This is a genomic window from Rahnella laticis (assembly GCF_015644585.1).
Lineage (GTDB): Bacteria > Pseudomonadota > Gammaproteobacteria > Enterobacterales > Enterobacteriaceae > Rahnella > Rahnella laticis.
Genome location: NZ_JADOBI010000011.1, coordinates 20,094 through 43,296, shown reverse-complemented (window position 1 = coordinate 43,296; position 23,203 = coordinate 20,094). Strand labels below are relative to the sequence as shown.

The following is a 23,203-nucleotide window of genomic DNA, read 5'->3' as shown; positions in this document are numbered from 1 at the left end:
CAGTTTAACCCAGCCTTACCTGAAGATGAGAGAATTATGGAGTCTGAAGTTTCTGTAGCATTGCGTGAATTTACTCAGCGTTATGTCGATGTCTGGCAGAAGGAGACCTGTATGTCGCCTTCCAGCGAAGCGCTGTTTGGCGTCGATTCCCCTTGTGTGGTGAAAACCGATGATGACGTTGTTTACTGGCTGACTCAGGTTTTCAGCCCGGCGGCCACGCTGGAAAATGTGGAACGTGCGATGGAGCTGCAGCTCCGACCGGAAGCACATGCGTTTTACACTACGCAGTTTGCCGGTGATATGACGGCCAGCTGGCAGGGCAATGCGATGACGCTGCTTCAGGTCTGGAGCCCGGAAGATTTTACCCGTTTGCAGGAGAATCTGATTGGCCATCTGGTGACACAAAAACGCCTGAAACTGACGCCGACGGTTTTTCTGGCCACCACGGATTCCGAGCTGGATATGGTTTCTTTGTGCAATGTGACCGGAAATGTTGTTCTGGAACAGTTCGGCAGCAAAAAAAGAACGATACTCTCGCCTTCGCTGCCAGAATTCCTTACAATGCTGACCGCTGTTTACCCCGCCTGATGTTGTTCTGAACACCCCATTCCCGCAGAGCTCAAATGGCTCACAAGCGTGTGAGAGATCTCTCACAAAGGCTGTAAGAGATCTCGCTAATTTGACTTAATTACTCTCTCCGTTTATTTAATAAATCCTTTTATTTCAGTTGGATAATGTTTTTATCACCTGTAAGACGGCTCACATTCCCTGGTTTTGGCTTACACGCTGTCTTGCTCCAAAGGTCGAAATCGACGATTCTAGTCGTGCACAAAGGAAGCATGAAACAGAACATCAGGATGATGGCTGATTCATAAAGCAGGGGACGGCTCAGGAAGAGTCAGGACGGCATCGGATTATGCCAGGATGTTTCAGGACGAAACCAGGGACACCTCCAGGACGGAGAAGAGAGCTCACAAAGGAAGCTGAGCGGGTCACAGATGACCAAGGGATTATAGTCAGGACGACTTAGGATAGCCCGTCAGGATGAAAGTAGGACGATGCGAAGGACAGCCGGTTAGGATAACCGCAGGAAAAGTTTTCAAGGATTGAGCAGGGAGCACTAATGTAGCTGGATTGCTATAAAACGAACCGGGGGCACTGTGAAAACAGTGCCCCCAACTTTTTGTTTTTCCGCTAAAAATTCACGCGCTTTAAACCCACGCGTTATATGTCGCTCCTGCCAGAACAGGAGCATCCGTTGTCGTCAGCCAATCGCACCCAGTACGTCATCCTGCCCTTGCTTTTTTGGCAGCAGGAAAAGCGTGGCGAAGATATCCAGCAGGTAAATGGCGGCCAGCAGGCTAATGGCGGCAGTAAATGAAACCTGTGAAACCAGCAGGCCGATCACCAGCGGGCCAAAACCGCCCACACCGCGCCCCAGATTGAACAGCAAATTCTGCGCCGTCGCCCTGACGCGTACCGGATACAAATCAGAAATCAGTCCGCCGTAGCCGCCAATCATCCCGTTCACGAACATGCCCATCACCGCGCCGGCAAACAGCATCAGCGTTGGGTCAGAAAGTTGTGCGTAACACACCACCATGATGACTGCGCCAATCTGATAGAACAGGAAGATTTTCCAGCGCGGGAAACGGTCCGACAACACGCCGAACAGCCAGATCCCAAACGTCATCCCCACGACCGTGACCGCCGTCCATAAGCCGGATTTTGTGAGGGAGAAACCGAAGTTTTTCGACAGGTAACTGGGCATCCAGATCATCAGCCCGTAATAGCCAAAATTCTGCACGGAGCAGAGGATCAGAATGCCGAGGCTGGCTTTGGTGGTGGCTTTGTCACGAAACAGTAACCTGATGCGGCTCAACAGCGAACCCTTGTTATCAGTGGCCGTGTTTTTGACGAAGGCTTCCGGTTCGCCCATGGTGCGGCGGATCAGGAAAGAAGCCAGCGCCGGTAGCAGGCCGACCAGGAACATCCCGCGCCAGCCGATAATACCGAGCAACATCGGCGTCAGGAAGGCAGCCAGTAATACGCCCAGCTGCCAGCCCATGCCGACATACGCCGAAGCGCGGTTACGTTTTTCAACCGGCCATGCTTCGGCAATTAACGCCATACCAATACCAAATTCGCCGCCCAGACCCACGCCTGCCAGCGTGCGGTAAATGAGTAAATCCCAGTAACCTTGTGCAAAAGCGCACAGGCCGGTGAAGACGGAGAACATCAGAATGGTAAACGTCAGAACGCGGATTCGGCCAAAGCGGTCACTTATCGGGCCGAAAATGACGCCGCCGAGAACGGCACCAATCAGCGTCCAGGTGACCAGCGAGCCACTTTGTGATGACGTTAACCCGAATTCACTGGCGATGGCGGGCAGCATGAAACCGAGGATCAATAAATCGAAACCGTCCATGGCGTAACCCGTGACGGAAGCCAGCATGGCTTTGGCTGGCGTAGCGTGTGCTTTTTGCGGATGTTGTGAGGACATGTTGACACATCTGTGAAGAAAAAAGTGGCGGTAGTTTGCCCGTATCGGGCGTTTACCGCCACCATGAAAAACTTATAGATTGATTGATAATTTGGATACGATGCAGAAGGTTGGGGCATCCGGCCTTCAATGTTATGCTTTGCGCCCCCGGCAGAAGCTGCCCGGGCCATGAACGAAGAGAGTAACCATGAATACAGAAAAACAGGTCCGCGAGATTTTAGAAGATATCGAACAGGCGATGCGCAACGACAAGCTGTGGCATGCCACGCCGCCGGAACCGGAAGCTTTTGAAAGCAAAGAGCCGTTTTCGGTGGATACCATGTCCGCGGATCAGTGGTTGCAATGGGTTTTGATCCCTCGCATGTACGCGTTGCTGGCCGCTGAAGCCCCGCTGCCTACCCGTTTTGCTATTACCCCCTATTTTGAAGAAGCGATGCCTGAAGCAGCTCTGTTGCTGAACCAGCTGCAACGCCTCGACGACTTGCTCAATATAGAAGACTGACATGCTGGAAATTTTGTATCAGGACGAACATCTGGTCGCAGTGAATAAACCTGCGGGTATGCTGGTTCATCGCAGTTGGCTGGACCGACATGAAACGGTGTTTGTGATGCAAACATTACGCGATCAGATTGGTCAGCATGTTTTTACCGTCCATCGTCTGGATAAACCGACGTCGGGCGTTTTGCTGCTGGCGTTGTCGAGCGACGTAGCGCGGCTGTTGTCTCAGCAGTTTGAAAATCAGCAGATGAGCAAGGTGTACCACGCCGTGGTTCGCGGTTATCTCACTGAAGACGGAACGCTTGATTACGCGCTGACGGAAGAGCTGGATAAAATTGCCGATAAGTTCACGAATCCGGATAAAGCGCCGCAGCCCGCAGTGACCCATTACCGTTCGCTCGCACAGGTAGAAATGCCGGTCGCCGTCGGGCGTTACGATACGGCCCGGTACAGCCTGGTGGAACTCCGGCCGGAAACCGGTCGTAAGCATCAGCTTCGCCGTCATATGTCGCATTTACGTCATCCGATCATCGGCGACAGCGCGCACGGCGATTTAAAACAAAATCGCGGGATGACCGAACATTTTGGCTGTTCCGGTCTGATGCTCCACGCCAGTCATATGCAACTGCCGCATCCGGTGACGGGTGAGTTGCTTAGCTTGCAGGCGCGCTGGGATCACCGCTGGCAAAATGTCGTGACGCAGTTCGGCTGGCAGGAGAAAGTCCCCGGGCTTGAAAGGGTTGAGTTTGACCCCGCTTGCGGTCAGGATAGTGCACAAATTTAAGACGTTAAGATCACACAGGAGTGAAGCTCATGGCTGAAGTCGGAATTTTTGTCGGGACGGTGTACGGCAATGCGTTACTGGTAGCGGAAGAAGCGGAAACCGTGCTCAAAAGCCAGGGGCATGACGTCAAACTGTTTGAAGAAGGCACGCTGGAAGCCTGGCAGTATTACCGCCATCATTTCGTGCTGGTGGTGACGTCGACGACCGGTCAGGGCGATTTGCCCGACAGCATCGCGCCGCTTTATGCCGCGATCCGTGATACCGTTGGTTATCAGCCAGAGCTGCGTTACGGCATGATTGCGCTGGGCGACAGCAGTTACGATCATTTCTGTGGCGGCGGTCATAAGCTGGATGATTTATTGCAAGAGCAGGGCGCTTCCCGGATTGGCGAAATGCTGGAAGTCGATGCGATGGAAACGGCTGAGCCGGAAACCGTGGCAATTCCGTGGGCCGAAAAATGGGGCCAGCTGCTGAAATAGGTTATTGCTGAAAAAAGTCAGTCCGGCGCAGCGCAGCGGAAGGCAATAAAAAAGGTCAGGTTTAAAAACCTGACCTTTTTGCTTTATGACAGTTCGGGCGGTGATTAATCAGCGGCCGCTAGTCAGTTTTTCCAGATCAGATTCAATCTCAGTAATCTTATTTGCCACAACGGATTCAAGGTGACGAAGGTCATCAAGAATTTTACGTTTCAGATCCACTTCTACCTGATCGCGCTGACAGATTTGATCCAGCTCATCAATGACATAACGCAGGTTCGGGCTGATTTCATGAATTTCTTTATAACCCTGACCCGCATTATCGGCAACGATCGTTTTGCGCTGACGCGGGTATTTGAATTTCACGCTTTTAGCAAAAAATTCGCCTTTGTCTCTGCGGAAATAGATCTTCAGAATATCGTTATTGGCCTCCTGACGCAGGCTGTAACGATCAATATCGTCGGGATTATTAATGCCCAGGCTTTTCAGATTGTCATACATAGCGCCACCTTCGTTTAGGAGAATATCTGTTGATCATAATGAACCGAACAGCGGTCCGAATCGTTGACTGATGACACAATTCGCCATCTGCAAGATAAAAAAATAGCGGGTAATCTTTTTGTTTTCAAAACAATTACCCGCTTTTTAATTTTACTCGATGGTGCGCAGCAACTCATTCAGGCCTGTTTTGCCCAGCGTTTTCGCATCCACTTTCTTCACGATAACGGCGCAGTACAGGCTGTATTTACCGTCTTTAGAAGGCAGGTTGCCGGAAACTACGACGGAACCCGCAGGTACGCGGCCGTAGAATACTTCGCCGGTTTCACGGTCGTAAATTTTGGTGCTCTGGCCGATGTAAACGCCCATGGAAATCACAGAGCCTTCTTCAACAATCACGCCTTCAACGATTTCTGAACGCGCACCGATGAAGCAGTTGTCTTCGATGATGGTCGGGTTAGCCTGAAGTGGCTCCAGAACGCCACCGATGCCGACGCCGCCGGACAGGTGAACGTTTTTACCAATCTGCGCGCAAGAACCGACAGTCGCCCAGGTATCAACCATGGTGCCTTCATCAACGTATGCGCCGATGTTGACGTAAGAAGGCATCAGAACCGTGTTACGGGCGATGAACGCGCCTTTACGCACTGCCGCCGGTGGCACCACGCGGAAACCTTCACGCTGGAAACGGGCTTCGTCGTAGTCTGCGAATTTCATCGGGACTTTGTCGAAGTAACGGCTTTCGCCACCTTCCATAACCTGGTTGTCGTTGATTCTGAAGGACAGCAGCACCGCTTTCTTCAGCCACTGATGCGTAACCCATTCACCATCAATCTTCTCGGCAACGCGCAATTCGCCGCTGTCGATTTTGTTGATAACCTGGTTTACGGCGTCGCGCGTTACGCTGTCAACGTTTGCCGGGGTGATGTCCGCACGGCGTTCGAAGGCTTGTTCAATAACGGTTTGTAGTTGCTGCATCCTGTTCTCTTTCCTGAATTGGTTTTAAAAGATAATGGTACTTGTATCACATTTTATCGCCCGGGTTGAGTGCCTCGGTTAATCGGCGTGTGATTTCCTTGCGAGTTTGTTTATCCAGCGCACGGCGTTCCCCGTTTGCCAGAATAAATAAGTCTTCTACCCGCTCGCCGATGGTCGAGATCCTCGCGCCATGTAACGAAAGCCCCAGGTCTGAGAAGACTTCCCCGACGCGCGCCAGCAAACCCGGCTGATCGAGCGCGACGAGTTCCATGTACGTCCGGCGGTCGGTATGTGTCGGCAGGAAGCTGACTTCGGTCTGCACGCTGAAATGGCGTAGTTTCGGTGACGGGCGTCGCGCACGCGGCGGCTGATAAGCTTGCGTCATCGATTGTTCCAGCGCATAACGGATGGCTTCGTGCCGGTCCTGCGCCAGCGGGCTGCCGTCCGGTTCCAGCACGATAAAGGTGTCCATCGCCATGCCGTCGCGGTTAGTGAAAATCTGTGCGTCGTGGATGCTCAGATTACGTCTGTCCAGCTCACCGGCTACCGTGGCGAACAGATACGGGCGGTCAGCGCTCCAGATGAATATCTCGGTACCGCCGCGCGTGGCCTGACGGCTGACTAACACCAGCGGTTTGGAGGAGTCATGCTCAAGTAGATGTCTGGCGTGCCATGCGAGCTGATTCGGTGAATGGCGAAGGAAGTAATCGGCGCGGCAGCGGCTCCAGATGCGGTGCAACGCTTCCTCATCGATATTATCCATACGCAGTAACGCCAGCGCCTGTAAGCGGTGATGACGCACGCGCTCGCGCAGGTCCGGTGTATTTTGCATGCCACGGCGCAGCTGTTTTTCGGTGGCGAAATACAGCTCACGTATCAGGCTCTGTTTCCAGCTGTTCCACAACGTTTCGTTGGTCGCGCAGATATCGGCAACCGTCAGGCTGACCAGATAACGCAGACGCACCTCGCTCTGCATCTCGGCGGCGAATTGCTGGATTTCGTTGGGATCCTGAATATCGCGGCGTTGCGCGGTGACTGACATCAGCAGATGGCAGCGCACCAGCCACGAGACAAGCTGTGTTTCACGCGAATTCAGGCCGTGAAGTTCGGCAAACTCCAGTACGTCCTGCGCGCCGAGAATGGAATGGTCGCCGCCGCGTCCTTTGGCGATATCGTGGAAAAGGGCAGCGATCAGCAGCAATTCAGGCTGCGGCAGGCGCGGATATAATTCCACGCACAACGGATGTTTTGGCCGCGTTTCTTCATGGGCGAAGCTTTCTAATTTTTGCAGAACGCGAATGGTGTGTTCATCAACCGTGTAGGCGTGGAAAAGGTCAAACTGCATCTGTCCGACGATTTGCCCCCACTGCGGCATATAGGCCCAGAGAACGCTGTGGCGATGCATCGGGACCAGCGCTCGCGAGACGGCGCCGGGGTGGCGCAGAATCGACATAAAGGTTTCACGCGCCTGCGGGATCATGCACAACGGTTCTTTCAGATGACGGCGCGCATGGCGCAGCAAACGTACCGTGGTGGAGTAAATGCCTTTGATTTCGCGATGGCGAACCATCAGCTGAAACATGCTGATAATGGTTTCCGGGCGATGCTCAAACAGTGATTCATCGCGCAGGTCGATGAGATCACCGCGCAACTGGAAATTCTCATCCAGAGGACGGGGTTTTTCATTTGGCCCGATGGCCAGAATCGCTTCATCAAACAGCTGCAATAACATCTGATTCAGTTCGCCAACCCGGCGGGTCATGCGGTAAAAATCTTTCATCATGCGTTCGACGGGCTGATTGCCTTCGCCCTGATATTGCAGCAGTTGCGCCACACTTTGCTGTCTGTCGAAAAGCAGGCGGTTATCGTAACGCGGCAGCACCAGATGCAGCGCAAAACGGATGCGCCACAGGAAACTCTGGCATTCCAGAAGTTCGTTGCGTTCCGCTTTCGTCAGGAAGCCAAAGGCGACCATTTCATCGAGCGACGTGGCCCCGAAGTGGCGGCGGGCGACCCACAATATGGTATGGATATCACGCAGGCCGCCAGGGCTGCTTTTGATGTCGGGTTCCAGGCCGTAGCTGGTGCCGTGATAGCGCTGGTGACGCTCATTTTGCTCGGTAATTTTGGCGCGGAAGAAATTTGGCGAAGGCCAGAAACCGTCACTGAAAATGTGTTTTTGCATATTGAGGAACAGGGCGACATCGCCGCAAATCAGGCGCGATTCGATCAGATTGGTCGCGACCGTTAAATCAGCCAGCCCTTCCAGCAGACATTCTTCCAGCGTGCGCACGCTGTGACCGACTTCCAGCTTCAGATCCCACAACAGGGTAATCAGCTCGCCAATGCGCTGCGCCTGCTCATCGTTGAGGCGCTTCTGGCTGAGTACCAGTACGTCAATATCCGACAGTGGGTGTAATTCGCCGCGCCCGTAACCACCGACGGCCACCATTGCGGTTTCCGGAATATTGTCAAAGCCATAAAACGTCCACAGGCGTTGCAGCAGCTGGTCGATATAATGCGTGCGTGCATCGACCAGTTCTTCGGCGCGCTGTCCGGCATTGAAAGCTTCTGCCAGCCAGACCTGAAACTGTTCCATGTGTTGCTTGAGGCTCTGACGGTTTAAGTCGTCATCCGGATAGGCGGAAGGGGAAACAGGCTGTGGCGGGAAAGCGCGGGGGAGTTCCTGCGTTGTTTGCGGCAGCAGGCTCTTTTCAGCAGAGAAGTTTTCAATCATAGATGCGCAGCCTATTCCTACACGTTAAGGATAAAAAAACCGGCTTTCGCCGGTTTGATTGACAGATTTAACCCCTCTGCGCCGAGCGGGGAACTGTTAGTCGTGCGTCAGGATAGCCGGGATGGTGTCATCCTTACGCAGCGTCATAATTTCACAACCGTTATCTGTCACCACAATAGTATGCTCGTACTGAGCCGACAAGCTGCGATCTTTAGTTTTTACTGTCCAGCCGTCTTTCATGGTGCGGATACGGTAATCACCGGCATTGACCATCGGTTCAACGGTGAAAGCCATACCGGCCTGTAACACAACGCCACCGTCATCCGCATCGTAATGCAGAACCTGAGGTTCTTCGTGGAAACCTTCGCCGATACCGTGACCGCAATATTCGCGCACCACGGAGAATTTCTCCGCCTCCACGAATTTCTGGATTTCTTTACCCAGCGTGCGCAGGCGGATGCCCGGCTTGATCATGCGCAGGGCAATGTACAGGCTTTCCTGCGTGATACGGCAAAGACGTTCGCCAAGAATGGTCGGTTTGCCTGCGATGAACATCTTAGAGGTATCGCCGTGGAAACCGTCTTTAATCACGGTAACGTCGATATTGACGATGTCGCCATCTTTAAGGATTTTGTCTTCGCTCGGGATACCGTGGCAGACCACTTCGTTGATGGAGATGCAGACCGATTTCGGGAAGCCGTGGTAATCCAGGCAGGCAGAAATGGCATGTTGTTTGTTGACGATGTGATCGGAACAAACTCGGTCGAGCTCGCCGGTGCTGACGCCCGGTTTAACGTAAGGCTCAATGATTTCCAGCACTTCCGCAGCCAGACGGCCAGCGACGCGCATTTTTTCGATATCTTCCGGGGTTTTGATTGAAATTGCCATGAGTAATCCTGCAGGTTCTGTACATCGGGTGTGCTTTATTTCTGCACCGATGTCGTCAATAATTAGCTGTGGCTTATGGTATCAGCCCTGATATTACCTGCCAAACTATCATTTTCCGGGAAGTCATCCGGTGAACAAAAGTTGCTGCCGGGTCGTTATTTATGGTATAAAGCGCGCCGGCAATCCGCTCTGAGTCTTAACGACGCTGAGGGATTAAAGCCAAAATCACTCATTGTGTACTTATTAACGTAAGTAATAACACACACGTATCGACACATTCGCCGGGGTGCTCTGGGAATTCGTTCTGCAGGGTCGGTGTTATGGGATACGTGGAGGCATAACCCCAACTACTTAATAGAGGTTTTATCATGGCAACTGTTTCCATGCGCGACATGCTCCAGGCTGGTGTTCACTTCGGTCACCAAACCCGTTACTGGAACCCGAAAATGAAGCCATTCATCTTCGGCGCACGTAACAAGGTTCACATCATCAACCTGGAAAAAACTGTTCCAATGTTCAACGAAGCTCTGGCTGAGTTGCAGAAGATTTCTGCCCGTAAAGGCAAAATCCTGTTCGTTGGTACTAAACGCGCAGCAAGCGAAGCGGTAAAAGAAGCTGCACACAACTGCGACCAGTTCTTCGTGAACCATCGCTGGTTGGGCGGCATGCTGACTAACTGGAAAACTGTTCGTCAGTCCATCAAACGTTTGAAAGATCTGGAAGTTCAGTCTCAGGACGGTACTTTCGAGAAGCTGACCAAGAAGGAGGCGCTGATGCGTACTCGCGAATTGGCTAAGCTGGAAAACAGCCTGGGTGGTATCAAGGATATGGGTGGTCTTCCTGATGCTCTGTTCGTTGTCGACGCCGATCACGAACACATTGCAATCAAAGAAGCTAACAACCTGGGTATCCCGGTATTCTCCATTGTTGATACCAACTCCGATCCGGATGGCGTTGACTTTGTTATCCCAGGTAACGATGACGCAATCCGTGCAGTAAATCTGTACCTGAGCGCTGTTGCTGCTACTGTCCGTGAAGGCCGTTCGCAAGATCTGGCTGTTCAGGCAGAAGAAAGCTTCGTAGAAGCTGAATAATAAGGCAAGCTCAGCAGAGCCCTTATTAACCAGGTATTGAAATATGTTGGTTAGGGGGCCTTTATTGGCCCCCTTTGCTTATCTTAAATGCGAGAAATATCTCACCGCAAAAAGCCTTTTTGCACTGAGATAATCGAGGAAAATACAATGGCTGATATTACCGCTGCCCTGGTAAAAGAACTGCGCGAACGTACTGGCGCTGGCATGATGGATTGTAAGAAAGCTCTGATTGAAGCTAACGGCGACATCGAGCTGGCAATTGAAAACATGCGTAAATCTGGCGCGATCAAAGCGGCGAAAAAAGCAGGCAACGTAGCTGCTGACGGCGTGATCAAAACCAAAATCGAAGGCAACTACGGTGTGATTCTGGAAGTTAACTGCCAGACTGACTTCGTTGCTAAAGATGGTGGTTTCCAGGCTTTCGCTAACAAAGTATTGGACGCTGCGGTTGCAGGCAAAATCACCGACGTTGAAGTGCTGAAAGCACAATTCGAAGAAGAGCGTGTTGCTCTGGTCGCAAAAATCGGTGAAAACATCAACATTCGTCGCGTTTCTTCCCTGGAAGGCGAAGTGCTGGGTAGCTACCTGCACGGCGCACGTATCGGTGTTCTGATCGCAGCTAAAGGCGCTGACGAAGATCTGGTTAAACAAATCGCTATGCACGTTGCTGCAAGCAAGCCTGAATTTGTTAAACCAGAAGACGTGTCTGCTGAAGTTGTTGAAAAAGAGTACCAGGTACAGCTGGACATCGCTATGCAGTCTGGTAAGCCTAAAGAAATCGCAGAGAAAATGGTTGAAGGCCGCATGAAGAAATTCACCGGCGAAGTTTCTCTGACTGGTCAGCCTTTCGTAATCGACCCAAGCAAAACTGTGGGCCAGGTTCTGAAAGAGCACAACGCTGACGTTGTTAACTTCATCCGCTTCGAAGTGGGCGAAGGTATCGTGAAAGTTGAGACTGACTTTGCTGCTGAAGTTGCAGCGATGACTAAACAGTCTTAATCAGTATCTGGTACACCTAAAATGGAACCGCTGCGAAAGGGCGGTTCCGTTTTATCCAGCCCCAAATTCCCATTACATTGTGCGTGTGGTCATTCAGACAGCGCTATGATGTAAAGACCGACTATCCATTAAGACACATTGCTTCTAGGACAGACACCATGGCTACCAATGCGAAACCCGTTTATCAGCGTATCCTGCTCAAACTCAGTGGCGAAGCCCTGCAGGGCAGTGAAGGTTTTGGTATCGACGCGAGTGTATTAGATCGTATGGCTCAGGAAGTGAAAGAGCTGGTCGAACTCGGCATTCAGGTAGGCGTTGTGATCGGCGGCGGTAACTTGTTCCGCGGTGCGGGTCTGGCGCAGGCTGGCATGAATCGTGTTGTAGGCGACCATATGGGTATGCTGGCGACTGTCATGAATGGTCTGGCGATGCGTGACGCGTTACACCGTGCTTATGTTAACGCACGTTTGATGTCCGCAATCCCTTTGAACGGTGTTTGTGATAATTACAGCTGGGCTGAAGCGATCAGCCTGTTGCGTCATAACCGCGTGGTGATTTTCTCCGCCGGTACCGGCAATCCTTTCTTTACCACTGACTCAGCAGCGTGCCTGCGTGGTATCGAAATCGAAGCCGATGTGGTATTAAAAGCCACCAAAGTCGACGGTGTATATTCCGCCGACCCGGTGAAAAATCCGGAAGCGACACTGTACGAAAAATTGACCTATCAGGAAGTGCTGGAACAGGAATTGAAAGTGATGGATCTGGCGGCGTTTACACTGGCCCGCGATCACAATCTGCCAATTCGTGTTTTCAACATGAACAAACCGGGCGCATTGCGCCGTGTGGTGATGGGTGAAAATGAAGGGACGCTGATTTCTAACGCGGAGTGATCCTTCACAATTGAACATACCGTTCAGCCAGCCTGTGCTGGCATAAGTATTCACGGACTATACTGATGTTATGGTCTGCCAGGTAACCAGCTTTCAAGGGTTCACAACGTGATTAACGAAATCAAAAAAGACGCTGAAATCCGTATGGATAAATGCGTTGAAGCATTCAAAACGCATATCAGCAAAATCCGTACCGGTCGTGCTTCTCCAGGCATCCTGGATGGCATCATGGTCGATTACTATGGTTCATCTACACCACTGCGCCAGCTGGCTCAGGTAACGGTTGAAGATTCCCGTACTTTGGCTATTTCCGTATTCGACCGCTCTATCAGCGCGGCTGTGGAAAAAGCGATCATGACATCTGATTTGGGTCTGAACCCATCTTCTGCGGGCGCAACTATCCGCGTTCCATTGCCAGCACTGACTGAAGAGCGTCGTAAAGACCTGATCAAAGTTGTTCGTGGCGAAGCAGAGCAGGGCCGTGTTTCTGTGCGTAACGTCCGTCGCGACGCTAACGACAAAACCAAAGCACTGCTGAAAGATAAAGAAATCAGCGAAGATGAAGATCGCCGTTCTCAGGACGATATTCAGAAACTGACTGACATTTTCATCAAGAAAATCGACGTTGCGTTAGCTGAAAAAGAAACTGAGCTGATGGATTTCTAATCCGGCTTATGTCTCTCACAAAGCGCCGCAATTGCGGCGCTTTGTTTTTAAGTGGCCTCCAATTCTTTTATCTGTCTGCACAATCTCATGGACAAGCCCGATAAGAGGTTTCAGACTGTACACTTTCCGAATTTACGAGCGTTATCCCGGGCATTTTCATGAAACAAATGACTATTCTTGGTTCGACAGGATCTGTCGGCACCAGCACGCTTTCCGTTGTCCGGTCTAACCCTGACGCGTTCTCTGTAAAGGCTCTGGTTGCGGGCCGCAATGTCGACGTTATGGCGCAGCAATGTCTGGAGTTTCGTCCGGCCTATGCGTCGATGGCGGATGAGTCTTCTGCGCGCAAACTGCGGACAATCTTGTCGGAACAGGGAATCAACACCGAAGTCCTGTCTGGCCCGGATGCGGCCATCGAACTGGCGGCACTGGATGATGTCGATCAGGTGATGTCCGCCATTGTCGGCGCGGCGGGGCTGTTACCGACGTTGTCTGCCGTTCGTGCGGGCAAACAAGTTCTTCTGGCAAATAAAGAATCCCTGGTGACCTGCGGCCGCATTTTCATGGATGCCGTGCGTCAGAGTCAGTCTCAGCTCTTGCCTATCGACAGCGAACACAATGCGATTTTCCAGAGTTTGCCTGAATCCGTTCAGAGACAACTGGGCTATGCTTCACTTGAGGAACATGGGATTTCCCGCATTGTACTGACCGGTTCCGGCGGGCCATTCCGCGAATTACCTTTAGATCAATTCAGCCGCGTGACACCGGATCAGGCATGCGCTCATCCGAACTGGTCAATGGGACGCAAGATTTCTGTTGACTCTGCCACGATGATGAACAAAGGGCTGGAGTATATTGAAGCGCGCTGGCTCTTTAATGCGTCAGCCGCCGAAATGGAAGTGATTATCCATCCGCAGTCGGTTATCCATTCTATGGTTCGCTACCGTGACGGCAGCGTACTGGCTCAGCTGGGCTCACCGGATATGCGAACGCCTATTGCGCATGCCATGGCGTATCCCCGCCGTGTGACGACTGATGTTGAAGCACTGGATTTTTGTAAGATGGGCGCACTGACGTTTAGTGATCCTGATTACGCGCGTTATCCTTGCCTTCAGATTGCTATCGAAGCCAGCAATACCGGGCAGGCAGCCACTACCACGCTGAATGCAGCGAATGAAATCTCAGTGGCGGCTTTTCTGAATGGCGAGATTCGTTTTACTGACATTGCTTCACTGAATCGCCTGGTTATGGAGCAGTTAGTGAGCGCCGAACCGACGTCTGTTGAGGAAGTGTTGGAGATTGATGCTCGCGCGCGTGCATCGGCAAAGGATAAACTTCCTCAGTTTGCGCGATAAGACCGGTTTAGTGCTTATGCAGCAGTTTGTTAGCGCCACATTGAAATGGTATAGTCTGCGCCACACTGACAGTAGATTTGGCTTTTCTGAGCCTGAATGTTAAAGGTGGAATCGGTGATCTGTCAGTGTAAGCCGTGCCTGTAAGGGAGACACGGCTTTTTTGCGCGTGTTGCCGCACCCTCGGTAAAAGGTGCAGCGTCAGCTAAACGTTGTAGCGTGAGCCATATCAGGCTTATGTCAGCTGGAAAGCCGTTGTGTTCTGATAAAAGGAAATGAGTACGCGTTATGTCCCTCGAAAATCAACAGATGTCTGATATGTGTTGCTCTCAACCTCGCCATGTTGCCATTATCATGGACGGCAACGGACGCTGGGCAAAACGTCAGGGTAAAATGAGGGTATTCGGTCATAAAGCGGGAGTGAAGTCAGTGCGTAAAGCGGTAAGCTTTGCTGCCAGTCATCACCTTGATGCGCTCACGCTTTATGCCTTTAGCAGTGAAAACTGGAATCGTCCGGCTCAGGAAGTTTCCGCCTTGATGGAGCTGTTCGTTCGTGCGTTAGACAGCGAAGTTAAAAGCCTGCATAAACATAATGTCAGGTTGCGGATCATTGGCGATGTCAGTCGTTTTAGTGCTCGTCTGCAGGAACGCATTCGTCGTTCAGAAACACTTACTCAAAATAACGACGGTCTGACCCTGAACATCGCTGCAAATTACGGTGGCCGGTGGGATATTATTCAGGGCGTGAAGACGCTGGCCGGGCAGGTTGAAGCCGGTACATTGCGGGCAGAGCAGATTACAGAAGAGTTGCTGAATTCAGCGGTCTGTATGAGCGAACTAGCACCCGTCGATTTGGTGATCAGAACCGGTGGGGAACATCGGATCAGTAACTTTTTGCTGTGGCAGATTGCCTATGCGGAGCTCTACTTTACCGATGTCCTCTGGCCTGATTTTGATGAAAACACCTTTGAAGGTGCGCTGACCGCGTTTGCACAGCGAGAGCGCCGCTTCGGGGGGACTACACCTATCGGCGCCGATGCGTCCTAGGGAGAACATTTGCTGAAGTATCGCATTATCACAGCTTTGATTTTAATACCGATTGTTATTGCAGCACTCTTTTTGCTGCCGCCGGTGGGTTTCGCCATTGTCACCTTAGTGGTGTGCATGCTGGCCGCGTGGGAGTGGGGTCAGCTCGCCGGGCTTGCAACCCGTAGTCAGCGTATCTGGCTGGCGATACTGTGTGGTTTTCTGTTAGCCGCGATGATGTTGAGCATTCCGGCTTATCATCAGAGTGTTTACTTACCACAGGTTAGCGGCTCGCTGTGGGCAGCGCTGGCGTGGTGGTGTCTGGCGTTAGTTCTGGTTGTTGCGTATCCGGCTTCCGCTGCATTCTGGCGTCATTCACGCGTATTACGTGTGCTGTTTGGCGTACTGACGATTGTGCCGTTCTTCTGGGGCATGGTTGCGTTGCGTCAGTACGGTTATGCTGAGAATCCTCACACAGGCGCGTGGTGGCTGTTATATGTCATGCTGCTGGTCTGGGGCGCAGATTCCGGCGCTTACCTGTTTGGCAAGTTGTTCGGTAAGCATAAACTGGCACCAAAAGTTTCTCCGGGGAAAACCTGGGAAGGGTTTATCGGTGGGCTGGTGACATCTGCCCTGATAGCCTGGTTGTTTGGCCGGTATGCACCTTTGAGCGTGCAACCCGCAACGTTATTGATTTGTTCTGTGGTTGCTGCGCTGGCCTCTGTGCTGGGCGACCTGACGGAAAGTATGTTCAAGCGTGAAGCCGGAATCAAAGACAGTGGTCATATGATCCCGGGTCATGGCGGAATATTGGATCGCATTGACAGCCTGACTGCTGCGGTTCCTGTATTCGCCTGTCTGATGCTGTTAGTGTATTAACCGTCGCAGACGGTGAAGTTTTCTAAGGAATAGTTGGACATATGATGAACATACTCTGGAGCCTGGCCGCCTTTATCGTTGCATTGGGGGTGCTTATCACCGTGCACGAGTTCGGCCATTTCTGGGTTGCTCGTCGTTGTGGTGTGCGTGTTGAACGCTTCTCTGTTGGTTTCGGTCGCGCTTTGTGGCGTCGCACCGACCGTCAGGGAACTGAGTATGTGCTGGCCATTATTCCTCTCGGGGGCTACGTCAAAATGCTCGACGAACGCGTCGAGGCCGTAGCCCCTGAATTTCGTCATCAATCCTTCAATAACAAAAAAATCTGGCAGCGTGCTGCTATCATCAGCGCCGGGCCGATTGCCAATTTCATCTTTGCGGTTTTTGCATACTGGCTGATCTTCGTGATTGGTGTGCCGACCGTGCGTCCGGTTGTTGCAAATGTCACTGCAAATTCAATCGCTGCGCAATCCAATATTTCTCCGGGAATGGAACTAAAGTCTGTTGCCGGTATCGAAACGCCTGATTGGGATTCAGTTCGTATGGCGTTGATTGGCGAGATTGGTGATGATCAAACGACAGTGGGAGTAGCGCCTTTTGGCTCCAATAATGTTGTTGAGAAAACACTGAATTTACGTCAATGGCAGTTTGATCCTGAAAAGCAGGATCCGGTGGTCTCTCTGGGTATGATTCCACGAGGTCCGCAGATAGAATCTGTCTTGCAGGAAGTACAGCCAGATTCAGCCGCGCAAAAGGCGGGTTTGCAAGCCGGAGACAGGATCGTTAAAGTCGATGGTCAGATTCTGGAAAGTTGGCAGTCGTTTGTCATTCAGGTGCGTGACAATCCGGGCAAGCCAATCAGTCTGGAAGTTGAGCGGGGAGGTTCTCCCGTCGCTTTAACACTGACGCCGGATACGAAGTCTGCAGGTAAAGGCAAAATACAGGGTTTTGCTGGTGTGGTCCCGAAAGTGGTGCCGCTGCCTGATGAATACAAAACAATCCGTCAGTATGGTCCGTTTGTGGCGTTTTATGAGGCCGGGGATAAAACCTGGCAACTGATGAAACTCACCGTGAGCATGCTGGGTAAGTTAATTACCGGGGATGTGAAGCTGAACAATCTGAGTGGTCCAATCTCCATCGCACAGGGCGCAGGAATGTCAGCGGAGTATGGTTTGGTGTCTTACCTCACGTTTTTGGCACTCATCAGTGTCAATCTGGGGATCATCAACCTCTTCCCGTTACCGGTATTAGATGGTGGCCACCTGCTGTTTCTTGCAATAGAAAAGCTTAAAGGTGGGCCAGTTTCCGAGCGAGTTCAGGACTTCAGTTACCGCATTGGTTCAGTTTTGCTGGTGTTGTTGATGGGGCTTGCACTTTTCAATGATTTCTCCCGTCTTTAAGACCGGAGATTAGGTTAGGAAGAACGCATAACAACGATGGCGATCAAAAAGTTGCTCATAGCGTCGCTGCTGTTTGGCAGCGCCACCGTATACGGTGCAGACGGTTTCGTAGTGAAAGATATTCATTTCGAAGGCCTGCAGCGAGTTGCCGTCGGTGCGGCGTTACTCAATATGCCGGTTCGTGTCGGTGATACCGTTACTGACGATGACATCAGTAATACCATTCGCGCATTGTTTGCCACTGGCAACTTTGAGGACGTTCGTGTCCTTCGCGATGGTGATTCTCTGATTGTGCAGGTCAAGGAACGTCCAACGATTGCCAGCATCACTTTCTCCGGTAATAAATCGGTGAAAGATGACATGCTGAAACAAAACCTGGAAGCCTCTGGCGTCCGCGTTGGCGAAGCGCTTGACCGTACAACCATCGGCAGTATTGAAAAAGGCCTGGAAGATTTCTATTACAGCGTCGGTAAATACAGTGCGTCGGTAAAAGCGGTTGTGACCCCTTTACCGCGTAACCGTGTTGACCTGAAACTGGTGTTTACCGAAGGTGTTTCTGCCAAGATTCAGCAGATCAACATCGTGGGTAACCATGCCTTCTCGACTGATGAACTGATTTCCCGCTTCCAGTTGCGCGATGAAGTGCCTTGGTGGAACGTGGTCGGCGACCGTAAATACCAGAAACAAAAGCTGGCGGGTGACCTTGAAACCCTGCGTAGTTTCTATCTGGATCGCGGTTATGCCCGTTTCAACATTGATTCGACTCAGGTCAGCCTGACGCCGGACAAAAAAGGCATCTACATCACGCTGAACATCACAGAAGGTGAGCAGTACAAACTTTCTGGTGTTGAAGTCACCGGCAGCATGGCGGGTCACTCAGCAGAAGTTCAGAGCCTGACTAAAATTGATAAAGGCGAGCTGTACAATGGCGCTAAAGTCACCAAGATGGAAAACGACATCAAGCAGATGTTGGGCCGTTATGGCTATGCCTATCCACGTGTGACTACTCAGCCTGAAATTAACGATGCAGACAAGACAGTAAAACTGCATATCAACGTAGATGCGGGTAACCGTTTCTATGTGCGTCATATCCGTTTCGAAGGCAATGACACCAGTAAAGACAGCGTTCTGCGCCGTGAAATGCGTCAGATGGAAGGTGCCTGGTTAGGTAATGATCTGGTCGATAAAGGCAAAGAGCGTCTGAACCGTCTGGGTTACTTCGAAACTGTTGATGTGGATACACAACGCGTTCCGGGTTCACCGGACCAGGTTGATGTGGTCTACAAAGTGAAAGAACGTAACACCGGTACTTTCAACTTTGGTGTCGGTTACGGTACTGAAAGTGGTGTCAGCTTCCAGGTGGGTGTCCAACAGGACAACTGGCTGGGTACGGGTAACTCCGTAGGCATCAGTGGTACGAAAAATGATTACCAGACGTACGCAGAATTCACGATTACAGACCCGTACTTCACCGTTGACGGTGTGAGTCTGGGCGGTCGTATTTTCTATAACGACTTTAAAGCGGATAATGCGGACCTGTCTGACTATACCAACAGAAGTTACGGTATTGGCGGCAACCTTGGTTTCCCTGTCAATGAGAACAACTCATTGCGTCTGGGTCTGGATTACGTACACAACGATCTGTCCAATATGGAACCTCAGATCGCGATGTTCCGTTATCTGAACTCTGTGGGCCTGAAACCTGCGGTAACGACCAGCGATAACTCAGATGCTGATTTCAGTGCTGATGACTTCTTCGTGAATCTGGGCTGGGGTTATAACAACCTTGACCGTGGTTACTTCCCGACGTCAGGGACCAAAGCCAGCCTGAACGGTAAAGTGACCGTGCCGGGTTCAGATAACGAATATTATAAAATCACCTTCGATTCAACCAGCTATATGCCGCTGAATCAGGATCGTGATTGGGTACTGATGGGACGTGCGCGCGCAGGTTATGCGGATGGTCTGGGCGGCAAAGAAGTGCCGTTCTATGACAACTTCTATGCCGGCGGCTCAAGCAGTGTTCGTGGTTTCCAGTCGAACACCATCGGTCCGAAAGCAGCTTATTACAAATGTACTACGGCTAATACCTCGTACAGCACCTGCCCGATTGATAACTCGAGCGATGCAGTGGGCGGCAACGCAATGGCCATCCTGAGTGCGGAACTGATTGTTCCAACTCCGTTTGTTAGCGAGAAATACGCTAACTCATTGCGTACGTCTCTGTTCGTGGATAGCGGTACAGTCTGGGATACAGGTTGGGAAAACACGCCGCAAACTATTGCAGCGGGTGTGCCTGATTACAGTAAGCCTGGCAACATTCGTGTGTCTTCTGGTCTGGCCTTGCAGTGGCAGTCTCCTCTGGGGCCGCTGGTGTTCTCTTACGCACAGCCAGTTAAGAAATACGAAGGCGACAAAGCGGAACAGTTCCAGTTTAACATTGGTAAAACCTGGTAACGTTTTGTCTGCAAAGAGTTTATTCAGCAGAATCGCAATGGCCTGATGCTGAATTTGATACACGGGTTTCGGCCCGTGTATTGTTTTAATATCGGGTGTTTTGTGTAATTTACTGTGCCATCTGGCACAAACGGGTGATGGAAGGAGTTTATAGTGAAAAAGTGGTTATATGCCGCAGGCCTCGGTTTAGTTATGGCTTCTTCAGCTAGCGTTCAGGCTGCTGACAAAATTGCTATCGTTAACGTCGCTAGCATTTTCCAACAGATGCCAGCTCGCGAAGCTGTGGCTAAACAACTGGAAAACGAGTTCAAAAGTCGTGCAACTGATTTGCAATCTCAGGAACGTGATCTGCAAACCAAAATGCAACGTCTGCAACGTGATGGCTCAACCATGAAAGCCAGCGATCGTGCTAAACTCGAAAAAGACGTTATGGCTCAGCGTGAAGCTTTCTCAGCTAAAGCGCAGCAGTTCGAGCAAGATAACCGTCGTCGCCAGGGCGAAGAACGTAACAAAATCCTGAGCCGTATTCAGGACGCTGTGAAATCTGTTGCCAGCAAAGAAGGTTATGATGTTGTTATTGATGCAAACGCAATTGCGTACGCAAGCAATGACAAAGATATTACTGCTGATGTGCTGAAACAGGTTAAATAAACATGTCTTCAATTCGACTGGCTGATCTCGCACAGCAGTTGGATGCACAATTGCACGGTGATGGCGAAATTGCCATCACCGGCGTTGCTTCAATGCATTCCGCACACTCTGAGCAAATCACGTTTTTATCAAACAGCCGCTACCGTGAACAGTTGGCCTCCTGTCATGCAGGTGCCGTAGTGTTGACGGAAGCGGATCTGCCATTTTGCCCTACAGCGGCATTAGTGGTTAAAAACCCTTACCTGACGTATGCGCGTATGGCGCAGTTGCTGGATACCACGCCAGCACCGGCACAGGATATTGCTGCGAGCGCGGTGATATCAGACAGTGCTTCATTGGGTAAGAATGTCTCGGTTGGCGCAAATGCAGTCATCGAATCGGGCGTTGTGCTGGGTGACAATGTTGTCATCGGCGCAGGCTGCTTTATCGGTAAAGAGGCAAAAATAGGCGCGGGTACACGTTTGTGGGCCAACGTTTCTATTTATCACCGCGTAGAAATTGGCGAGCTGTGCCTGATTCAGTCAGGCACGGTGATCGGTGCTGACGGTTTTGGTTATGCCAACGACCGCGGCAACTGGATCAAAATTCCTCAGCTGGGCACCGTCATCATTGGCGATCGCGTTGAAATTGGTGCGTGCACCACGATTGACCGCGGCGCGCTGGATGACACCATTATCAGCAACGGCGTTATCATTGATAACCAATGCCAGATTGCACACAACGTCGTGATTGGAGACAATACGGCGGTGGCTGGCGGTGTTATTATGGCCGGTAGTCTGAAAATTGGACGCTACTGCCAAATCGGTGGAGCCAGTGTTATCAACGGTCACATGGAGATTTGTGATCAGGCTGTCGTAACAGGAATGGGAATGGTGATGCGACCAATCACTGAACCTGGGGTATACTCCTCCGGTATTCCGTTACAACCGAATAAAGTTTGGCGTAAGACGGCTGCGTTGGTAATGAATATTGATGAGATGAATAAGCGCTTGAAAGCTGTCGAGCGTAAAATCGAAAAAGATTAATTACCATTTACGGTGACGCTTTGTGTTCCCTTTGTTGAGTGAACCTGCGACATACGTTCCTATTTGCGGCCTGCCTGATGACCTTTTTTTGGGGTCTGGCAGGCCGTGTTATTGATGCCATCAGTTTTTTATAGACAGGAAGAGTATTTTGACTACTGACACTCATACTCTGCGTATTGAAGAGATACTGGATTTATTGCCACACCGTTACCCGTTCTTACTGGTTGATCGCGTGCTGGATTTTGAGAAAGGCAAATTTTTGCGCGCTGTGAAAAACGTTTCTTTTAACGAACCGTTCTTCCAGGGCCATTTCCCGGGCAAACCTATCTTCCCAGGCGTATTGATTCTGGAAGCGATGGCTCAGGCCACCGGTATTCTGGCATTTAAAAGCGTGGGTAAACTGGAGCCAGGCGAACTGTATTACTTCGCAGCAATCGATGATGCACGCTTTAAACGTCCGGTCCTTCCGGGTGACCAGATGGTTCTGGAAGTTGAATTCATTAAAGAGCGTCGTGGTGTTGCTCGTTTTAAAGGTGTCGCAAAAGTAGATGGTGAGATTGCTTGCGAGGCATCAATGATGTGCGCCCGTCGCCGGGAGTCTTAATACATGATTGACAAAACCGCCTTTATTCATCCAAGCGCTATTGTTGAAGACGGTGCCGTTATCGGTGCCGGAGTGCATATCGGTCCTTTCTGCTACGTGGGTTCCCAGGTAGAAATCGGAGAAGGTACTGAGCTTAAATCACACGTAGTTCTTAATGGCGTGACCAAAATTGGTCGCGATAACCGCATTTTCCAGTTCGTCTCCATTGGTGAAATTAACCAGGATCTGAAATATGCCGGTGAACCAACACGCGTTGAGGTCGGCGATCGCAACAATATTCGTGAGAGCGTTACCATTCACCGTGGTACCGTTCAGGGCGGTGGTCTGACAAAAGTGGGCAGCGATAACCTGTTGATGGTTAATGCACATATCGCCCACGATTGTGTCATTGGAAATCGCTGTATTCTGGCGAACAACGCGACACTTGGCGGCCACGTTGAAGTTGATGATTTTGCGATCATCGGCGGCATGACCGCAGTGCATCAGTTCTGCATCATCGGCGCGCATGTGATGGTAGGGGGGTGTTCTGGCGTTGCCCAGGATGTCCCTCCGTTCGTTATTGCGCAGGGTAACCATGCGACACCTTTCGGTATCAATATCGAAGGTCTTAAGCGCCGTGGTTTTGAGAAAGCAGATCTGCACGCAATCCGTAATGCCTACAAGTTACTGTACCGTAGCGGTAAAACGCTGGAAGAAGCACAACCGGAAATCGCTGCTATCGCCGCTGAATTCCCGAAAGCTAAACCTTTCAGTGATTTCTTTAGCCGCTCTACCCGCGGCATTATTCGCTGATCTGCGCT

Annotated in this window: 22 protein-coding genes; 17 read left to right on the top strand and 5 right to left on the bottom strand. The window is 51.2% G+C overall.

All coding sequences use genetic code 11. The features are described 5' to 3' along the window. Positions 1 to 36: 36 nt before the first annotated feature. On the top strand, positions 37 to 588 hold the full coding sequence (syd, locus tag IV433_RS20420) for a SecY-interacting protein (RefSeq protein ID WP_195815755.1): 552 nt from the start codon (positions 37 to 39) through the stop codon (positions 586 to 588). A 676-nt stretch (positions 589 to 1,264) separates the two neighbouring features. On the opposite strand, the gene IV433_RS20415 is transcribed toward syd, so the two are convergent. Then, positions 1,265 to 2,503 (bottom strand): MFS transporter, encoded by a 1,239-nt coding sequence (locus IV433_RS20415; protein WP_195815756.1) that lies wholly within the window; start codon positions 2,501 to 2,503, stop codon positions 1,265 to 1,267. A 187-nt stretch (positions 2,504 to 2,690) separates the two neighbouring features. Here IV433_RS20415 and IV433_RS20410 point away from each other — a divergent pair, with 187 nt between their 5' ends. Genes IV433_RS20410 through IV433_RS20400 form a run of 3 tightly spaced genes read left to right on the top strand, consistent with a single transcriptional unit; the run spans position 2,691 to position 4,265 of the window. Then, the gene (locus tag IV433_RS20410; protein ID WP_152326517.1) at positions 2,691 to 3,005 is read left to right on the top strand and encodes a YqcC family protein; all 315 of its coding nucleotides are present in this window, start codon (positions 2,691 to 2,693) and stop codon (positions 3,003 to 3,005) included. 1 nt (position 3,006) lies between these two features. Next, positions 3,007 to 3,786: a tRNA pseudouridine(65) synthase TruC gene (truC, locus tag IV433_RS20405; protein ID WP_195815757.1), complete on the top strand. Its 780-nt coding sequence runs from the start codon at positions 3,007 to 3,009 to the stop codon at positions 3,784 to 3,786. A 29-nt stretch (positions 3,787 to 3,815) separates the two neighbouring features. Next, positions 3,816 to 4,265, top strand: a complete 450-nt coding sequence (locus IV433_RS20400; RefSeq protein ID WP_104924619.1) for a flavodoxin — start codon at positions 3,816 to 3,818, stop codon at positions 4,263 to 4,265. A gap of 108 nt (positions 4,266 to 4,373) precedes the next feature. Here the strand turns inward: IV433_RS20400 and IV433_RS20395 are convergent, their stop codons facing one another. The 4 genes from IV433_RS20395 to map form a co-directional block, all read right to left on the bottom strand. After that, a complete protein-coding gene (locus IV433_RS20395; protein WP_056781756.1) occupies positions 4,374 to 4,763 on the bottom strand; it encodes a DUF3461 family protein in 390 nt (129 codons plus the stop codon). A 150-nt stretch (positions 4,764 to 4,913) separates the two neighbouring features. Beyond that, on the bottom strand, positions 4,914 to 5,738 hold the full coding sequence (dapD, locus tag IV433_RS20390; RefSeq protein ID WP_152326519.1) for a 2,3,4,5-tetrahydropyridine-2,6-dicarboxylate N-succinyltransferase: 825 nt from the start codon (positions 5,736 to 5,738) through the stop codon (positions 4,914 to 4,916). A gap of 46 nt (positions 5,739 to 5,784) precedes the next feature. After that, entirely contained in the window at positions 5,785 to 8,475 is a 2,691-nt protein-coding gene (gene glnD, locus IV433_RS20385; RefSeq protein WP_195815758.1) for a bifunctional uridylyltransferase/uridylyl-removing protein GlnD, read from the bottom strand. A 96-nt stretch (positions 8,476 to 8,571) separates the two neighbouring features. Further along, entirely contained in the window at positions 8,572 to 9,363 is a 792-nt protein-coding gene (map, locus tag IV433_RS20380) for a type I methionyl aminopeptidase (RefSeq protein ID WP_195815759.1), read from the bottom strand. A gap of 368 nt (positions 9,364 to 9,731) precedes the next feature. Between map and rpsB the strand changes: the two genes are divergently transcribed. The 13 genes from rpsB to lpxA all read left to right on the top strand — a co-directional run bounded on the left by rpsB (position 9,732) and on the right by lpxA (position 23,195). Continuing rightward, positions 9,732 to 10,457, top strand: coding sequence for a 30S ribosomal protein S2 (gene rpsB, locus IV433_RS20375; protein WP_152326522.1), 726 nt, complete (start codon positions 9,732 to 9,734; stop codon positions 10,455 to 10,457). Between the two features lie 147 nt (positions 10,458 to 10,604). Continuing rightward, entirely contained in the window at positions 10,605 to 11,456 is an 852-nt protein-coding gene (gene tsf / locus IV433_RS20370; protein WP_195815760.1) for a translation elongation factor Ts, read from the top strand. Between the two features lie 158 nt (positions 11,457 to 11,614). Next, a complete protein-coding gene (gene pyrH / locus IV433_RS20365) occupies positions 11,615 to 12,346 on the top strand; it encodes a UMP kinase (protein ID WP_101079218.1) in 732 nt (243 codons plus the stop codon). Between the two features lie 108 nt (positions 12,347 to 12,454). Beyond that, positions 12,455 to 13,012 (top strand): ribosome recycling factor, encoded by a 558-nt coding sequence (frr, locus tag IV433_RS20360; protein ID WP_152326524.1) that lies wholly within the window; start codon positions 12,455 to 12,457, stop codon positions 13,010 to 13,012. Positions 13,013 to 13,170: 158 nt separating this feature from the next. Next, on the top strand, positions 13,171 to 14,367 hold the full coding sequence (gene ispC, locus IV433_RS20355) for a 1-deoxy-D-xylulose-5-phosphate reductoisomerase (protein WP_195815761.1): 1,197 nt from the start codon (positions 13,171 to 13,173) through the stop codon (positions 14,365 to 14,367). A 285-nt stretch (positions 14,368 to 14,652) separates the two neighbouring features. After that, positions 14,653 to 15,411: a (2E,6E)-farnesyl-diphosphate-specific ditrans,polycis-undecaprenyl-diphosphate synthase gene (ispU, locus tag IV433_RS20350; RefSeq protein WP_095923213.1), complete on the top strand. Its 759-nt coding sequence runs from the start codon at positions 14,653 to 14,655 to the stop codon at positions 15,409 to 15,411. 9 nt (positions 15,412 to 15,420) lie between these two features. After that, on the top strand, positions 15,421 to 16,269 hold the full coding sequence (gene cdsA, locus IV433_RS20345) for a phosphatidate cytidylyltransferase (RefSeq protein WP_152326526.1): 849 nt from the start codon (positions 15,421 to 15,423) through the stop codon (positions 16,267 to 16,269). 41 nt (positions 16,270 to 16,310) lie between these two features. Then, a complete protein-coding gene (gene rseP / locus IV433_RS20340) occupies positions 16,311 to 17,666 on the top strand; it encodes a sigma E protease regulator RseP (RefSeq protein ID WP_152326527.1) in 1,356 nt (451 codons plus the stop codon). 36 nt (positions 17,667 to 17,702) lie between these two features. Then, a complete protein-coding gene (gene bamA / locus IV433_RS20335) occupies positions 17,703 to 20,123 on the top strand; it encodes an outer membrane protein assembly factor BamA (protein ID WP_195815762.1) in 2,421 nt (806 codons plus the stop codon). Positions 20,124 to 20,276: 153 nt separating this feature from the next. Next, complete coding sequence (gene skp, locus IV433_RS20330) at positions 20,277 to 20,774, top strand: molecular chaperone Skp (protein WP_195815763.1); 498 nt, start codon at positions 20,277 to 20,279, stop codon at positions 20,772 to 20,774. A 2-nt stretch (positions 20,775 to 20,776) separates the two neighbouring features. Then, positions 20,777 to 21,799 carry a UDP-3-O-(3-hydroxymyristoyl)glucosamine N-acyltransferase gene (lpxD, locus tag IV433_RS20325; protein WP_152326529.1) on the top strand — a complete coding sequence of 341 codons (1,023 nt, stop codon included), beginning with the start codon at positions 20,777 to 20,779 and terminating at the stop codon, positions 21,797 to 21,799. 148 nt (positions 21,800 to 21,947) lie between these two features. Continuing rightward, positions 21,948 to 22,403 (top strand): 3-hydroxyacyl-ACP dehydratase FabZ, encoded by a 456-nt coding sequence (gene fabZ / locus IV433_RS20320; protein ID WP_095923207.1) that lies wholly within the window; start codon positions 21,948 to 21,950, stop codon positions 22,401 to 22,403. 3 nt (positions 22,404 to 22,406) lie between these two features. After that, entirely contained in the window at positions 22,407 to 23,195 is a 789-nt protein-coding gene (gene lpxA / locus IV433_RS20315) for an acyl-ACP--UDP-N-acetylglucosamine O-acyltransferase (protein WP_195815764.1), read from the top strand. The last annotated feature ends 8 nt before the right edge of the window (positions 23,196 to 23,203 follow it).